Below are 17,081 nucleotides of genomic sequence, written 5' to 3'. Positions count from 1 at the left end.
AAAATGGTTATGGCTAGTTTACCGGAGGAAAATTATAAGGTTTCCAAGCACGAAGTCCGCTCAGTTCTTTTTGTGTTTCTTCACTTATTCCAACGCCCCAGGTATTAAAAAATGGAGCTAAGTTTCTTTTTACCACATTAGAATACGTTTTCACCCACAAATCGCGTTTTTGCTGATCATTTAACCTGCCTATACTTGGTCCGATTTTTTGGTATTCTTTAAAAAATGCCTTAAAGCTTTCCCATCCAAAACCTTCCTGCATTTGGCGGAACATGATCAAGCCTAAAAAAGCATCGCTTTTCCATTTTTCATAACTTGCTCCTTCAGCAAAATATTTTTTCATCATCTTTTGCGTATTTGCACTTGATACGCCAGTATGCGAATCGTCTCGTCCGCCCATTAACCTATCGAACATATAGATCGAAAAGAAGTTATTGCTCACTTCGGTTGTGCCACCAAAAACCCAGTTTAGGTTTTGCATGTTATGGCCAATTTCGTGGAAAAAGCCCCAATTTGCGCCTCCCTTGCTTGGTTTCATCAATAGTTCAGGGTTGGCCATAATTTCGTTCGAAAGCATTTTTCTCGATGGTGAATGATGAATCATAATGGGATAACCACTGTGCATGTATCCCCCACCAATATGCTCGTCTGGCACCATCCGTTGAGCCCTGTAAAATGGTGCTGGCATATTGGCCAGATCCAATTCTCCAAGCACAACTAAATCCCATAGTTTTAATACTTCTTCAGGATTTTTAATGGTTTGTAATACACTATCAGGCAAAGTTAAAATCACATTTTCTGTAGCCATTTCTCCCCAGGGCGCTTTATTATTTTTTAATTGGTTTTCCCAATCGCTTTGTGTGCTTTTTCCCAATACAAAAAGCGGCGCAGCAACGGCATGGCTAATTTTGAAGTCAATTTTTCTACTTTCTGCCTTAGGTTTTATATTGATGTAAATCAGCCCACCAAATGGCGACGCCAATCTATTTTTTCCAATTACCAATTGCTGTTTCTTGGTTATAATGGGCATCCTGCGCCAATCTTCTTTACCCGCTACCCAATAGTTTAATCGGTCGCTATGTGCACCGATCTGAACTTCAAGCTCACTTACATTGGTGTTTTTGGGTACATCAATCTCAATATACTCGCCTGCTTTTGCATATAAACCCGTACTGTACATGGTAGCATTATCATAACCAGAATAACCCAGAGTAGACACAATTGACACTAAACTATCGGCCATTTTTTTATGTTCGATGCTTACTGTTTTATTTACAAACTGAAAGCCAGCTTTTACTGCGCCTGGAAAAACATTAGCAGATGGTTGTGCTTTGATATTTTTATAATCGGTACTTTTTAACGTCTCATCGCTCCATTTGGCAATGGCTTTTCTAAATGCGGTGTCGCTTTTAGAAAGGGTCTGCTGTGGTGTAATGACAATTGTTGCCGGGTCTTTAGTTCCATCTTGAGCAAAGGTGCTTAAGCCAGTTGCTACTAATGCAAGGGATAATAGTGATTTCATTCTGTGTTTGCTTGGTTGTTATTGAGGTGTTATACTTTCTTTAAGCGGAAAACCTTGGTTTCGTGAGCAGTTACCTCACCATTCCATTTATTATTTTTGCCAACTATTTTATGTTGCCATAAATCTTTGATCTCGTATTTATCAGTCAGGCCTAATTCGACAAAATTTATTTTTGCATTTTGAGCAGCTGTCGATTTATTTAAAATCGCTATGGCGAAATCTCCGTTGGCTAAAGGGCGAACAAAAACATCCCATATATCCGTTCTGATTTTTCTTTCGGCTTGTTTACCCAAAGCATCTTGGTTTAATGCAATTACTTCTTCATTTGTAAAAATAGTTTTTGCTTCATTATCCATCTTACGGATATCGCAACTCGCATATAATGGTGAATTAAGCATACTGTACAAACTCATCTGACTTTGATATTCAGCTTGAGTACAGCCTTTGCCATTAAAAGCTGATGAAGGACCTTTTGTTCCATGTAAACCTGCCACCAGCATATCTCCATCGTTCCATTTACCCGGGCCAGAAAAGCTAGCCAAGCCTGCGGTTTTGTCAACAACGTTATAGATACCTACTCCACCTTTACCTTCTACATCATTCCATTTATCTCTGATATCGTAAGTGGTACGCCAGCTTTGTCCGCCAACCTGCGCGCCCCAGTTCCAAGGTTCGCGTGGCCCCCATTCGCAAATCCCAAGCACAATATCTCTACCCGATTTACGTAAGGCCTGGGCTATTTTGCCATAACGGGCTTTAGCAGTTTCAACATCTTCGGGTGCATTACAATAATCATATTTCAGATAATCGATTCCCCACGAGGCAAATGTTTTGGCATCCTGATCTTCGAAATTTAAACTTGCGGTATAACCGCCACAGGTTAAAGGAGCAGCATCAGAATAGATACCTAATTTCATTCCTTTGCTATGCAGATAATCGGCCAAGGCTTTAATACCTGAAGGAAATTTCTTTGGGTCGGCGATGATTTTGTTTTTATTATCGCGGCCACCTTGCCAACAGTCATCTAAAAAAATATACTGATAGCCTGCTTTCACCATTCCACTGGTAACCATTGCATCGGCCATCTCTTTTATATCTTTCTCGTTCGGATTTTCTGACATGATGTTCCAGCTCATCCAGCCCATTGGTGGCGTTGCAGCTAATTTTGCCTCTTGCGCAAAGCTGATTTGAGCAAATAACAATAGGGTAAAACAGATTTTGATAAATTTCATATTTTCTTTTAATAGAGCGTTCTTCATTTGATTAAAAAAGAGCGGTCGTCATTCCCACGCAGGCGGGAATCTTAATGCAACATATAAACCTAGCTAAAGCATTAAGATTATCTTCGATGAGCACTGCGTGGTTCCCAATCAACCCGATAGCTATCGGGTTGGGAATGACGAACTATCTATGTTATTTAATCGGTTTGATATAATAGCTGTACTGGTAATCTTTAAACGGGATCTGGTATTGGATTAATGGCATAGAACCCCAGCTGTCTATCCCTTGAACACCTAACTGTTGCATATCCATGTGCACATAAATCTGATTGCGTTTTACCAGTTCGCCAGAGTGATATTGTTTTTTCTCGGCCTCTGGATCTAAATCTTCTACCGAGTATGGCAATGCATTAAAGTTCAACAACTGATCGGCAAATTCGAAACGTAAACCCTTGCCAGCTTTATTGGTAAAAGTTACCCAGCGTACATCGGTTTTATTACCACTTTCCTGTGGGCGTGCATAAGAAAAATACTGATCAGAAACCGTAGATTTATAAGTACCAATTAATGAGGCCGTTTTTCTATCTACATAATTTTCACCCGGACCACGGCCATACCATTGAATATTGCTGTAATCATTTTTCAATTGCAGATCGTTACCGATGCGCATTAAACTTTTGTAATTCCCTGTTACTGCTTTAAATTGATTGTTTACTTTAATTGTTCCGTCGGCCAATACATTAAATTCTTGTGTGGTTTCTGCATCACCTTTAAGCAATGATGATTTGACGGTTAAGGTAAAGCCATCAGCAGTTGAATTTACAGTTGATTTAATATTGCTTGCACTATTATCCTGATACACATTGCGCCACATGCGCAATTTAGTGTTTAGGCCTGCACCGATATCGTTATCGGTTGGTGCACGGTAAAATCCAGGTTGAGGTCCTGAAGCCAATAGCTCCTGCCCTTTAGAAACATAACTTGTTAACATTCCTTTAGTTAAATCGAAAGTGATCGTAAAATCGCTTCCTTTAACAACAGCTTTTTCTGCTGTCTGCTCAACTTTTAAAGTTTTCTTGTTGCTGGCATAAGCATTTGCTTTTGGTGTACCTGCTAAGGCAATCTGCTCGTAAGCAATCTCATAACCCTTTTCTAAAAATGGTTCAGGTGTTTTTAAGCGATAATGCACATTTAAGAAATATTCTTTGCCTACTGCATAATTCGTTTTAAATGGTAAGGTTAATAGCTGTGTTTGGCGTGCATTAATATTAAGATTGCTTACCACACCACTCTGAATCACTTTTCCATCCTCTACCAATTCCCAGTTTAATTGTACATTGCTAATATCTTTAATGAAATAGCTGTTATTCACATTAATCTGGTTGGTGCCATTAAAAGTCGTTTTGATATATTGATGTACTTTTTTTAATTCCACCGCCATTGGCGTCATGCCGCGGTATGCGGTAACTACACCCTTTACGCAAAAATCGTTATCACTAAAGTTTTCGTCAACGGGGCCACTTAGCGGGAAATCGCCTCCATAAGCCATAATGCGTTTACCGTTTTTAACGGTATCGATTGCTTGATCTATCCATTCCCAAACGAAACCACCCTGCAGTTTAGGGTTGTTCTCGATGGCATCCCAATATTCTTTAAAATTACCCAAACTGTTACCCATAATGTGGGCATACTCGCTCATAATAAACGGGCGGGTTTCTTTATCCTGTTTCGAATAACGTGGCAGATAATTTGGCGAAGGATATTGCGGAACAATCATGTCGGTATTGAAGTCGCTCTCAGCCCTTTCGTATTGTACCGGACGGAAATCTTTTCCTTTAAGCCATTGGTAAGCTTCGTAAAAGTTAACACCGTTACCGGCTTCGTTACCTAACGACCAAGTAATTACAGATGCATGGTTTTTATCTCTTTCGTACATCCTTGTAATACGCTCAAGGTGTGGAACACGCCATTGTTTATCATTGGCAAATGAGGTTTCTAGGCTGTAATAACGGCCGTGGGATTCAATATTGGCTTCGTCTATCACATACAAACCATATTCATCGCAAAGTTCCATCCAATAAGGATCGGGCGGATAATGAGAATGACGAACTGCATTTACATTCAGTTTTTTCATCATTTCCATATCTTTTTCCATATCGGCATGGGTTAAAGTATGGCCTTGTGTGGCATTATGCTCGTGCCTGTTTACACCTTTTAAAAATACACGTTTGCCATTTACCAATAAATCGCTGCCTTTAATTTCTACCGATCGGAAACCCACGCGTTGTGGAATTACTTCGATTATTTTATTGTTTTTATCTTTTAAAGTGATGTAAAGCGTATATAAATAAGGAATTTCTGCCGACCAGTTTTTCACATTACTGATCTGTGTTTTAAAAGAAAGATCAGTTTTATAATTGCCCAACACTTTTTGGATTGTGGTAGCATCTTTCCAAACATGAGTTCCTTTAGCATCAACTAAATCAAGCGCTACATAAAAACTATCCGGGCGGCTGTGGTTGGTACGTTGATCGATTTTATAATTTTCTACCGCTAAATCTACATTTAGCAATCCGTTGGTATAAGTGGCATCCAAATTTCCAATCACTTTGAAATCGCGGATATCTAACTTTGGTGTAGAATATAAATAAACCTCACGCTCTATCCCCGATATGCGCCACATATCCTGGCATTCTAAATAACTTCCATCGCTCCACCTGTAAACCTGTAGTGCAATGGTATTTTCACCTGGTTTAACATATTTGGTAATATCGAATTCTGCAGCCAGTTTACTATCTTCACTATAACCAACTTTTTTCCCGTTAACCCAAATATAAAAGGCAGATTTAACAGCACCTAAGCTGATAAACACTTGCCTACCGCTCCAGTTAGCCGGAATATTGATTTTTTTACGGTAAGAACCCACTGGATTATTATCTGCAGGAATATCGAATGGCGGGTTCATTTTTGCCCCTGTTAGCTGTCGGCCGGCAAATTCATATGGTTGGTTTACGTAAATTGGGGTACCATAACCATTTACTTCCCAATTGGCAGGTACTTTAAAATTATCCCAGGCTTTATCATCAAAATCTACTTTATAAAAATCTGTAGGTCTTTTACGTGGATCTTTTACCCAGTTAAATTTCCAGGCACCATTTAATGATAAAAAATATTCTGATTTTTCTTTAGCTCTTTTAGTTGCTAAATCTTGGTTTTCGAAAGCAAAAGCCGATGCCCGCATAGGCAATCGGTTTACTGAAACCACTTCTGGGGTTTGCAGTTCTGAGGGCAGATCTTGTGCACTGATTTGCCCGGCAATAAATAATGATGTAAATAAAAGGGTTAACTTTCTCTTCATGCTGTGTGTATAATTTTGGTTTGTTGATCCAAATTACTGATGATTAACTGATAATAATGAAAATGTTTTAGCGCAAACGTTTGAGTTTTAAATATGTTACTGAGAAGTTAAATTTACTAGGATAGATTTCACAATCTGACGCCTAAAACTATCGTATTGTAACCTTTACTATAGAACTGCCTCAAAGAAGGAAAAAACCTGTTCTATTAAACACAGTGACACTTTATATTTCTCAAAGCAGGGTAAATAGCAGTGTAAATTATATTTTATTGAAATACTTATACCACGCGATTTTTAGAATGCTATACAAATGTGAGGAATTAAAAATGACAACATGAAAGCAGTGGGCTTTTTAAACAAGAATAGTCAAACGTTTGCGCTAAAATAGAAGAACAGTTAGTTAGGCTGAATATTTTTTTATGGGTATGTTAGTATGCTAATTATACATCTACTTAATGCCAATCTCTAGATTTCCGCTGGACAGACAAATGGACATGATGGACTGTGGTCCTGCATGTTTGAAAATGATTGCCAAATACTATGGTAAATTTTATTCTTTGCAATACATGCGGGATAAATGCGGAATTACCAAAGAAGGAGTATCATTTTTAGACCTAAGCCATGCCAGTGAAGCCATTGGACTTCGGACCCTTTCGTTAAAATGTACAGTTGAAGATTTATTGCATAAAATACCTTTGCCAGCGATTGTTCATTGGGATAACAGCCATTTTGTTGTTGTTTATAAAACGAAAGCAAAGAAAGGTTTAGATTTAAGTCGAGGCACCATCTATGTTGCCGACCCAGCCAAAGGTTATGTAAGCTACAAATCTAACGAATTTGCTTCAAAAACAATAAAAAAAGGCTATGGCGAAGTACAGGAAAAGCTTGTTTTAATGGCTATTGAGCCGCAGGCTGATTTCTATGAAAGGCAGGCAAATGAAAAAATAGACCGACGCAAGACTTTTTATAATTTCTTAAATTATTTCAGACCCTACAAAAAAAGTTTTATCAATCTATTCGTGGTAATGCTATTGGTAACCATTTTGCAGGGCTTTTTACCATTCATCAGTAAGGCTGTAATAGATGTTGGTATACAAACACACGATCTTAACTTTATCAATGTAGTTCTTATTGCAAACATTGCTATTTATTTAAGCATACTGCTTAGTAATATGGCAAGAGACTGGATCCTGCTTCACGTTACCTCAAGGGTAAATATTGCGTTGATTTCTGATTATCTAATCAAATTAATGGTGTTGCCCATTACGTTTTTTGAGAACAAATTGACTGGTGATATTTTACAAAGGGCCCAGGACCACGAACGTATAAGGAGTTTTATTATGAACAACTCTCTGAATATGGTTTTCTCAACCCTTACATTCATCGTATTTGGCGTTATTCTGCTCATCTATAACACAGTCATTTTCTGGATCTTCCTGATCGGTAGCATCATATATGTTGTCTGGGTTATGGCCTTTTTAAAGCTAAGAAAAAAGTTAGACTGGGAGTATTTCGAACTCGTAAGTAAAAACCAAAGTTATTGGGTGGAGACTATCGCTAGTATACAAGATATCAAAATCAATAATTATGAAAAACCGAAGAGATGGAAATGGGAAGATATCCAGGCGAGGTTGTACCAGGTTAATTTAAGGGTTTTAAGCGTTACCAATACTCAAAATTTAGGTGCCCAGTTTATAGATAATTTAAAAAATCTGTTTATTACTTTTTTCTGTGCTAAAGCCGTAATTAGTGGCGAAATGACATTTGGGGTGATGATCTCAACACAGTTCATCATCGGGATGTTAAATGCACCTGTGGTACAGTTTATCCAATTCATTATTTCATTTCAGTTTGCCCAGATTTCTTTTTTGCGTTTAAATGAAATCCATCAGCTTGAAGATGAAACGGAAAATGTTGGAACAAACCCAATTGACCTGCCACAGGACAAAAGCCTGGTTATTAATAACCTGGGCTTTCAATACACGCCCACCTCTAATCCTGTATTAAGAGGCGTACGACTGATTATACCAGAAGGTAAAGTAACAGCTATTGTTGGAGATAGTGGAAGTGGAAAATCGACATTATTGAAATTGTTGCTGCGCTTATACAAACCCAGTTATGGTGATATTAAAATTGGCAACATGAATGTCAATAATATTAGTCTTAAACAATGGCGGGATAAATGTGGAGCGGTAATGCAGGATGGAAAAATTTTTAATGATACTATTTTAAATAATGTAGTGCTAGATGACGAGAAAATAGATTACGAAAGACTTAAAAAGGCATTGGATACTGCAAATATTGCTTCTGAAATTGAGGCCTTGCCTCTGGGATATCAAACCATGATGGGTGAACAAGGACGGGGATTAAGCGGAGGGCAAAAGCAGCGGGTTTTGATTGCAAGAGCCTTATATAAAAATCCCGATTATTTATTTTTTGATGAGGCAACCAACAGTTTAGATACGCTAAATGAAAAGAAAATTGTCGATGCCCTAGATCAGGTTTTCAAAGAAAAAACAGTTATTGTTATTGCACACCGATTGAGCACCATACGCAAAGCTGATCAGATTGTGGTAATGCAAGGAGGAACTATCGTAGAGATGGGTAATCACCAATCATTAATGACCCAAAAAGGGAAATATTTCCAATTGGTTCAATCGCAACTAGAGGCTGCTGAAACTGTAGAGCCTTTAAATTAACTATATCTTATACAATTAAAATGCAAAAGGATTCTGAAATCTACCACCATAAACAGCGTACAGAGCAGGTACAACATATCATAGAAAGAATGCCCACTAAGTTTGGTTTTTGGGTAAGTATAATTGTAGGCTTTATTTTTACCTTGATGTTTGTTTTTGGTTGGCTTGTTCGCTACCCGGATGTTGTTCCTGGGCAAATTGTGATCAATTCAAATATCTCACCTATTAAGCTAGTCGCAAATGGCAGTGGAAAATTAAAGCTTAATGGAATTAAATCAATGGATGTGGTTAAAGAAGGACAAATTATTGCTTATATAGAAAACCCAACAAATCCAGCCATTGTTTTCTATATAGATAGTATGCTTAAAAACATTAATCCGTCCAAGGAATCTATTCTTACACTTAAAAATCGGTTACCGAGTACTTTATCATTAGGTGAGTTAAATAGCAAGTATTATGCTTTTGTAAGCAGCCTGCAAGAATACACCAATTATAAATATGATAAGCTATTTGATAAACAAGGGCAGAATTTGGCAAATCTACTGGTAGAACAGGAAAAAGCAATGGAGAGTGCCAAAACCAGAGTCGAAATGGCTAACAAATCATTAACCTATGCCCATAAGTTTTATCAAAGAGACTCTACTCTTTTTAAGAACAAGGTAATCAGTGAAGCTGAACTAGATAAAACGGAGATGAGTTACATCGCTAACAAAGATGCATTACAGGCGGCTATTAATAACCTCGTGCAAACCAAACAAAGTAGCCAGCAAACCGAAGGAAAAATACAAGAATTAGATATTCAAAAACCTGAAAAAAACAGTGAGTTAAATATTAAACTCATTTCTGCTTATAACGACCTAGTTGATAATATTAAAAGCTGGGAACAACGTTACGTTTTTAGGGCGCCATTTGGAGGGAAAGTACAGTTTTTAAAATTTTATAATGAAAATCAATTCTTACAAAGTGGCGAACAAGTATTCACCATTATACCCAATAATGAAGAACCCCTTGGCCAGGTTGTTTTACCTGCAAATGGATCAGGAAAGGTTAAGATTGGCCAGGAAGTAATCGTAAAACTGGATAATTATCCTTACATGGAGTATGGGAGCATAAAAGGTCACGTTACCTCTATTTCCCTTACCACCAACACCGAGAAAACAGAAAAAGGAGATATGGAAACCTACCTGGCTTTAGTAAAGTTTGACGATGGACTTAAAACCAATTATGGGAAAAAGCTCGACTTTAAAGCCGAAGCTAAGGGCAGTGCTGAGATTATAACCAATGATCGGAAATTGATTCAAAGATTATTTGATAACCTCAAATATGTGGTGAACAAGTAAAAACTAGCTTAAGTAAAGTTGAATGGTTTTTTCTGCCATGTGTCTAGCAGTAAAATGCGCTTCAAATAAAGTCTTGCCATTTTTACTCAGTCTATTTCTCAATTCTGGGTTTTTGTAAAGGTTTAACATTTGAGTGGCAAGATTTTTTTCGTCAACTCTGCCTAAAGTATCTGTTTCCGCTTTAATAACATTTATTTTATCCTTAAAAGGTTTTTCAAAGGCTGGGATATCAGAAACTATCATTGGTATATTATAACTTAACATTTCAAGGACTGTAAAGCTACTTTGTTCTGTCATAGACGGGATTAAGCCAACATCTGCAATAGCACAGTAACGCTTAACATTTTCTTTATCTGCATAACCTGTAAATGAAATTTTAGCACAAAATTGAGCGCTAATTTCAAGGTAATGCTCCATATTTCCTTTACCTACAATTAATAGCCTTGCATTTGGCATAGACTTAACTGCTTTAGAAAATGATTTGATTAGTGTATCTACACCTTTTTGCTCTGTTAATCTTCCCAAATAGAGAAATATAAAGTCGTTATTGTTAAATCCTAATCGCAATTTAATTATTTCTCTGCTTAAGCCTTTACTTTGATTATCTATGATTAAACCATTAGGTATAACATGCACTTGATTCTGATCAGAAAGACCATAATATTTCTGCACAAACCGTTTGGATTCATCGGTTAAACTAATGATATGGTCGGACTGTTGACAAAGTTTTTTTTCTAAAACAATAGATCGAAAAAAAGCATTCTTTTTGTTATTAACATCCTCACTTTTCCAGTCTTTTATAAATTCATTAAGGTTGTTTTGATAAAATACGCGCCACAAAGAAACGTGGTTTGTATAAACTACCTTAAATTCATATTCAGTTGCGAGATCGGCTAAGGCCAATTGTAAAACTGTATTTAAATGGAAAACTGTTTTAACTTTTTCATCAAAAAAATTAGACAATAAACAAATCACTGCTCTGGCCATAAGTGGCTTTAAGCCTATTTCAGACTGACCTTGCTTAACGTTGGTATCATTTAACACAATTTGTATATCCGTTCGCTTAGCGTTAATTTTTTTGGAAGAAAAGCCTGCTTGCTTATTAAAGCTTAAGCGCACATAATAAAGCTTACAAGATGAATCTAGTTCATCAAGTGCTCCTAACAAATTGTTTGTATAGCTTCCTACACCATGCCCAAAAGCCTCAGATGGTGTTTCAAAATAAAATATGTTTGGCAAAATATTTAATTTAAAAGGGAATAATAGGCCCTCTTTTGTGAGGTACCTTCTTGCATTGCCATTAGAATATCAAATCCCAAATCTAATTTACTATTGAAGTCAAGTGTATTGAGCTCCTTTTCTATCGCATTTGGAATATTTTTTTGATGTACTGAGATTTTTAATTCTTTTTCCAAATTTTTCTTCGCTATTGTTTCAGATAATAAAAAACCATCCTTGAAAGAAGTTCGGTTCTTATCCATGAAATCTCTTAAATATCCATTGCTAACAAAGTTCAAATGATCATCAAAAAGAAAAAGCATTTTCCTTAGTGTTGTTGCACTTCTCAAGTCATCTTCAAATTTATTAGCCAAAAGTTCTAAGCCTAAATCCATACTATCTTTATAAAGGATTTCGCTGCTTTCAAAACATAGTAGTTTCAATAAAACTGCATTTCTAAGCACTTCATCAAAGGGCAAAACATTATCAAATAATTTTTCTTTTGACAGAATCTTCTTGGTCTTTTTTAAAACAGGAACCAATAATTTGTTTTCTTTTGCCCGCTGTTCGAGATAAATTAATATTAAAACCAATTGGTCTTGCCTCAGTTCTTTATTATTAGCGATTAAAAGGCCTATTTCATCCGCTTTTTCGTAAATTTTGGAAATGGCAAGATTAAAATAACCCAGTTGATTAAATTTTGTTAAAAAAAGGCTAATCAATGGCACACTCCAGTTAGACTGTTCTACTTTAGCCTTATTTACAGAAAATATTAACTCTTCAACAAATGAAAAAGCAAGATGATTATAATATTCGTTTTCACTTATGGCTGCATATTCGAAAAGGTAAAATATCTCTTTTATAAAATTTTTTGGATTAGCAAGCTTAGTGCCTAGCTGATAACAGCTATTTGTTAACAGGTTATTATTTAAATAACCTGTTAACAAATAAAAATTGCTTTCTATCATGGAATACGATGTAACATCTTCATAAGATAATCATATCCAAGTACCCCTAATTGGTCTTTTAAATGAAGATAAAAATCTTTTAAGGCAAAAGCTCCTCCTCCGGGGCCACTTATGTTAAGTACGGTTATTGGCTGACTTGAATTAGCATAGGCTGCATAATCAAATGGCACGCCGTGATTCATAGGGTTATCCGTCCAAGCTTTTTGGGCCGCGTATAGTTTTGAACCATTTAAATGGTTCATTAAGCCGGACATATCATTTGAACTTGCTCTATTAGCATTATCCCGTGCAATCTGTGCATTAATTGCTTGTTGTTCATACCCAGCAGCTGTCATCCCTACATAATCTGCATCATAATGAGTTGCAGTTGAATTAATTTGGGAATAATCATAATATGCGCCTGTTAAATCATCATAATTTAAATATTTCTGTAACTGACTTTGAAAAATGGTATATCCACTATATTCACCCATATCATTATCAGAAACCGTTATATCAGGCAAGCTCTCATATTCATATCCACCTCCAACTTGCATACTTCGAAAAAGATTAGCGGAGAAGGTATATCCTGTTACATTATCGTAATAAAATTTGTCTGTTGAAGAAGCGTTTATGTCAAAATCCAATCCCACATAAAGTAATGTAAATCTATTTGGTCCATACGCATTAGATCCCCAATCAGATTCATTTACACTTATTGTAATAGGTGTACCATAACCATCATCAACTACGTACGAAAAGCTCCCACCTAAATTAAATGGATCTGTATCACTAAATGGGCTGTTTATGTATCCGGCATATGACATGTCCAAGTCGTAAATATTTCCATCATATGCTGAGATAAGGTTAACCCCTCCTAAAGTTTCTTTTTCTTCTGTCCGGGATAACACTTCAAAGTTATCCGACAGATCTTGTAATGTTTTAATTTTCATAAGTTTACGTATCTTTTAGATTTAATTAAAAATAACATTTCTCTAATATGATTGCAATTGAAATCAAAAAAATGTTAGTGTTTTTTGAATTTATTTGTGATAAAAAGTATCCAAGCAAAAAAAACCTTTACCGCCAAAAGGCGGAAAGGGTTTTACTAACTAAACTAACTACTATTTTAAAAATTCTAATTCGAACTGATTTAGGAATGGATTACCATCTATACCGTAATCGTTCAAAATTTTAATGTTCATCCAATAAAGAGAAAGTGCTGTAGCATCTCCTAAAGTTGATACGAACGATTTTGCTCCCTGTACATAGGTGGGATCTGGCGTGGTTCCAGCTGGCACATCAATACCTAGGGGAGTCCATTTATATTGGCCACCCAAAAACATATTGTATCCTCCTGGCGCTTTATTTCCTAAAATGCCTTCTGCCCCCTCATCAATAGCCCAAAAACCTATTAAATTTGAATAGTTTGGATGTTTAGTAATATCTTTTAAACTAACATTATTTGCAATCGTTGTTGCATCTAACGCGGTATTAAAAATAGAAAGGTTGGCTGCATAGTAATCAGACTCGCCACCAAAAGCACCAACTTTTAAAGGTTCGGTAGTATTAATGCTTTTCGAAGCACTAACATTATACGAATTTTTAAACACACCATCTACATAAGCCGAAACCGTTCTTGTGGTTGAGTTTACATACTTAACCGTCATGGTTAAAGTATGCCAGCCATTTGCCAAAACTCCCACCATCTGTAATTGCTGTTTTCCGCCACCACCGTTGCCACTGCCACCAAATTCTAAATTCCATGTTGTACCTTCCTGCATCCAAAACCATCCTGTCATGGTATTGCTGTTAAGTAATGTACTTTTGCCCAAAAACTGTGGATAATTGTTGCTGGTATTAAACTTAGTTTGCATCTGAACTGTAAAATCTTTATTATCAGCCATATTATATAATCCATTATCATTTGGAACTATGGCTGTAATAGCGCTGGTTTTAAAGTTAATAGTAGTAAAGCCCGTTTTTTTAAGTTCTAATTGGCTTAATAAAGGATGATAAGCCAACATAAAACCACTAGTTGGAGAAGCACTACTACCACCATGGTTACTGGTTAAAATAACAAGCCAATCTTCATTAGCGTAGGTTTTTCTGGCTTTCAAAGCTGCTAAAATATCTCCTATATAGCCATCTGTTTTATTTACCGAGGTTTTATAAGTTTCATTAGACGCTGTATAACCTCCGCTTATTCCTGCTGCCTCTACATCCCTGAAATTAACTATCAATGCCCCTAAATTAGTTTGAGCATTTAGCAAGGCTATTGTGCTATCCTTAACAGCAATATCCGAACTTACAACAGGTGCGAGATCTGTATTACTTAAATATTTACGCAGGTTAGCCCATGGTGTTACCACACCTGTTTTAACGGTTTTAAACTGGGTAATGTAATCTAACACATTCCGGTAAGAAGTAATCGAAGTATGCCCAGTTCCGGTACGATCCTGTACGCGTTCAAAATTATCATCTAATATCTGGTGTTTTGCAAAACCAGTACCTGTTAGTAAACTTACCCATCCCCCTGCGTCAGAAACACCTTTTATAGTAGTAAAAGAGTATTTACCATTCTTTTGCATGGCTGTAAAATTGGCTGGAGCAATAGCTTGTAATTCTGTCCCACCTAAACCATCAACTCCAATAATGAGCACTTTTCTTTGTTTTACATTACTTCTTTTCAAATCTTCATAAACCGCATCCGGATTATTATATTTTTTACACCCCGTATAGCCTAATACGCCAATCGCGCAAAAACCAAGAAGTACATTGTATATTTTGTTGTTAATTTTCATAATAAATGTCATTAAGGTTTAATTAGATTACATTCGGATAAGTTCGCATACGTAGCATTGACCCCACTTTTAATCACCACCTTTATAAACTTTGTACTTACGTTACCAGTTGGGAAATTAAAATTGTAAACTGTGGTGTTCTGTGGTAAAGTGGTAGTACCTACACTTACATAGTTTATATTATCGGTACTGCTAAATATCTCTACATCTTTTACGTAACCAGCACTATTATTTTGCCTTTGCGCAAAGGTTACTCCTTTTATTGCAATAGGAATTGGAGACCCTGTACCCAATACAATATTTATGGGATAACCTACAGTGTTGGTTGGTATTGCTGTACCATAGTTAGAATGCCAAAAAGATGATGCATTAACGATACCATCAACCAATGCTGCCGGGGTTCCATCACCAGATTGGCTTGAACTTATTGATACTAATGTAGTGGTGTAAGTAATTGGACCGGTACCTCCGGTTTTAGTTAACGGGTTGTACGTCCATAAAGCAGTTGTTAAGGCAGGGTATTTTGCACCAACTTTTGCTACTACAGCATCGCTAATAGAAATACCCCAGGCACCAAAAAACGGAGATAGATCTATTTTTGTATAGTCAGAAAGCTTTTCGTACACAAAATTGTGCTTTGTAATATCGCTCGAATTTAATCTATCTGCATGGCGGGCTTGTGAATATAGATAAGTCATTGCACCATAACCATATTTTTCAAAAATCTGAACAAAAGGTGTCATTTTCATAAACGGCGCTTCATCTACCGCGTTCATGGCCGCATCAGTATCGAAATTTTTTGCTCCGCTACCGCTGGCATAAGTAATGGCTTTAGGGAAACCACTAGAAACTGCCGGGTGCAGAATATTATAATTTGCACCAATTCTATTAGCTACTTTAAAGCTGAACAAGTTATTAGTCGTTTCGCCTAAGGTGCTCCAGCTCCATACGTTACCCTGCTGACAGTTATGCCCAAATTCGTGGTAAGTACCCCATTGGCCAGAACTGGTTGTAATTGAATTTAAGCTGGTAAAGCTGGCAAACCAGTAAGAATCGTTTAAACCCACAAAAGGAAAACCATTATGGCCATAACCATTAGTTAACTGGATATCTAATATACCGCGCCATTGACTTTGTGGACTACGGTCTCTAATATCCGGAGCATTGTCTGATAAACCCATCCATGCATTATAGTCCAAATCGAAAACATCGTTCCACTTGCTAAATACCGCTGTAGGATTGGTAAATGGTTCGCTTGAATTAAAAGTAGCAAGAACCTTATCTCTCGGAATCGTAAAAATAACTCGTTTAGCTCTTAATTCTAACCAAGGCACTTGTGAAGCTTTTACTTTAGCAACCCAATCAGCATCAGCAGTTTGCCCCAAAATAAAATCAGGCGATACTACAGCACCTGTAATGGTAAAAGTAATGGGATTAGCATATGCAAAAGAAGCCAATATATATATATGCCCACCATACAGGTTGCGTATATAATTAACCCCTGCAACCAATAGTTTCCTATTATAAATTACAGGATCGCGAAGCAATGGTGATTTACCTGCAAGGTTATCGGTATGTGCGCCAATCTGTACAGTGAGCCCTTCTACTCCTGCAGGAACTACTAATTTAATAAGTTCGCCCGGAGCAGCATAATAACCTGTACTGTATTGCGGTGAAGGTGCAACAGAGATTCTTAAATTTTGTGCAGTTTGATCGGTAAAGTTAAGATCCAACGTAAACTGAGCATCTTTAACCCTTGGCTCTGATTGATCTACCAAGCCAGGGAATACCCTGGCCTTAGCGTACATAGACTTATCTATTACTTTCATATTAGTATCAATAGCTCCTTGTGCCACATTCTGTGAATCATCAGGATAGCCATCTGGTACCTCGTAACCATACTTTTTACAGGCTGTAAATGCCATTAAAAGAGATAGGCCAAATATTTTAGTTAACTGATTAATTTTCATTTT

At 36.7% G+C, this 17,081-nt stretch carries 10 protein-coding genes; 2 read left to right on the top strand and 8 right to left on the bottom strand.

Translation table 11 applies throughout. The annotated features are described in order from the left end of the window. Positions 1 to 13 precede the first annotated feature (13 nt). From EZ456_RS19850 to EZ456_RS19840, 3 genes are all read right to left on the bottom strand, one after another. Positions 14 to 1,522: a M60 family metallopeptidase gene (locus EZ456_RS19850; RefSeq protein WP_131533162.1), complete on the bottom strand. Its 1,509-nt coding sequence runs from the start codon at positions 1,520 to 1,522 to the stop codon at positions 14 to 16. Positions 1,523 to 1,551: 29 nt separating this feature from the next. Continuing rightward, complete coding sequence (locus EZ456_RS19845; RefSeq protein WP_205945140.1) at positions 1,552 to 2,754, bottom strand: glycoside hydrolase family 27 protein; 1,203 nt, start codon at positions 2,752 to 2,754, stop codon at positions 1,552 to 1,554. A gap of 181 nt (positions 2,755 to 2,935) precedes the next feature. Then, on the bottom strand, positions 2,936 to 6,100 hold the full coding sequence (locus EZ456_RS19840) for a glycoside hydrolase family 2 TIM barrel-domain containing protein (protein ID WP_131533160.1): 3,165 nt from the start codon (positions 6,098 to 6,100) through the stop codon (positions 2,936 to 2,938). A 455-nt stretch (positions 6,101 to 6,555) separates the two neighbouring features. Here EZ456_RS19840 and EZ456_RS19835 point away from each other — a divergent pair, with 455 nt between their 5' ends. Then, positions 6,556 to 8,799 (top strand): peptidase domain-containing ABC transporter, encoded by a 2,244-nt coding sequence (locus tag EZ456_RS19835; RefSeq protein ID WP_131533158.1) that lies wholly within the window; start codon positions 6,556 to 6,558, stop codon positions 8,797 to 8,799. A 20-nt stretch (positions 8,800 to 8,819) separates the two neighbouring features. After that, positions 8,820 to 10,139 carry an HlyD family secretion protein gene (locus EZ456_RS19830; protein WP_131533156.1) on the top strand — a complete coding sequence of 440 codons (1,320 nt, stop codon included), beginning with the start codon at positions 8,820 to 8,822 and terminating at the stop codon, positions 10,137 to 10,139. A 3-nt stretch (positions 10,140 to 10,142) separates the two neighbouring features. Here the strand turns inward: EZ456_RS19830 and EZ456_RS19825 are convergent, their stop codons facing one another. The 5 genes from EZ456_RS19825 to EZ456_RS19805 all read right to left on the bottom strand — a co-directional run bounded on the left by EZ456_RS19825 (position 10,143) and on the right by EZ456_RS19805 (position 17,078). After that, complete coding sequence (locus EZ456_RS19825; RefSeq protein WP_131533154.1) at positions 10,143 to 11,378, bottom strand: glycosyltransferase; 1,236 nt, start codon at positions 11,376 to 11,378, stop codon at positions 10,143 to 10,145. 5 nt (positions 11,379 to 11,383) lie between these two features. Then, on the bottom strand, positions 11,384 to 12,325 hold the full coding sequence (locus tag EZ456_RS19820) for a hypothetical protein (protein ID WP_131533153.1): 942 nt from the start codon (positions 12,323 to 12,325) through the stop codon (positions 11,384 to 11,386). Beyond that, complete coding sequence (locus tag EZ456_RS19815) at positions 12,322 to 13,257, bottom strand: hypothetical protein (RefSeq protein WP_131533152.1); 936 nt, start codon at positions 13,255 to 13,257, stop codon at positions 12,322 to 12,324. The genes EZ456_RS19820 and EZ456_RS19815 overlap by 4 nt, the downstream gene beginning before the upstream one ends. A gap of 171 nt (positions 13,258 to 13,428) precedes the next feature. After that, on the bottom strand, positions 13,429 to 15,108 hold the full coding sequence (locus tag EZ456_RS19810) for an alkaline phosphatase family protein (protein WP_165501383.1): 1,680 nt from the start codon (positions 15,106 to 15,108) through the stop codon (positions 13,429 to 13,431). A gap of 11 nt (positions 15,109 to 15,119) precedes the next feature. Then, a complete protein-coding gene (locus tag EZ456_RS19805) occupies positions 15,120 to 17,078 on the bottom strand; it encodes a M60 family metallopeptidase (RefSeq protein WP_131533149.1) in 1,959 nt (652 codons plus the stop codon). Positions 17,079 to 17,081 lie beyond the last annotated feature (3 nt).

Origin of the sequence: Pedobacter psychrodurus (genome assembly GCF_004331735.1) — a bacterium.
In the GTDB taxonomy this organism is placed as follows: Bacteria; Bacteroidota; Bacteroidia; order Sphingobacteriales; family Sphingobacteriaceae; genus Pedobacter; species Pedobacter psychrodurus.
The sequence above is the reverse complement of the archived record's forward strand: the minus strand, read 5'-3'. Positions and strand labels throughout refer to the sequence as shown.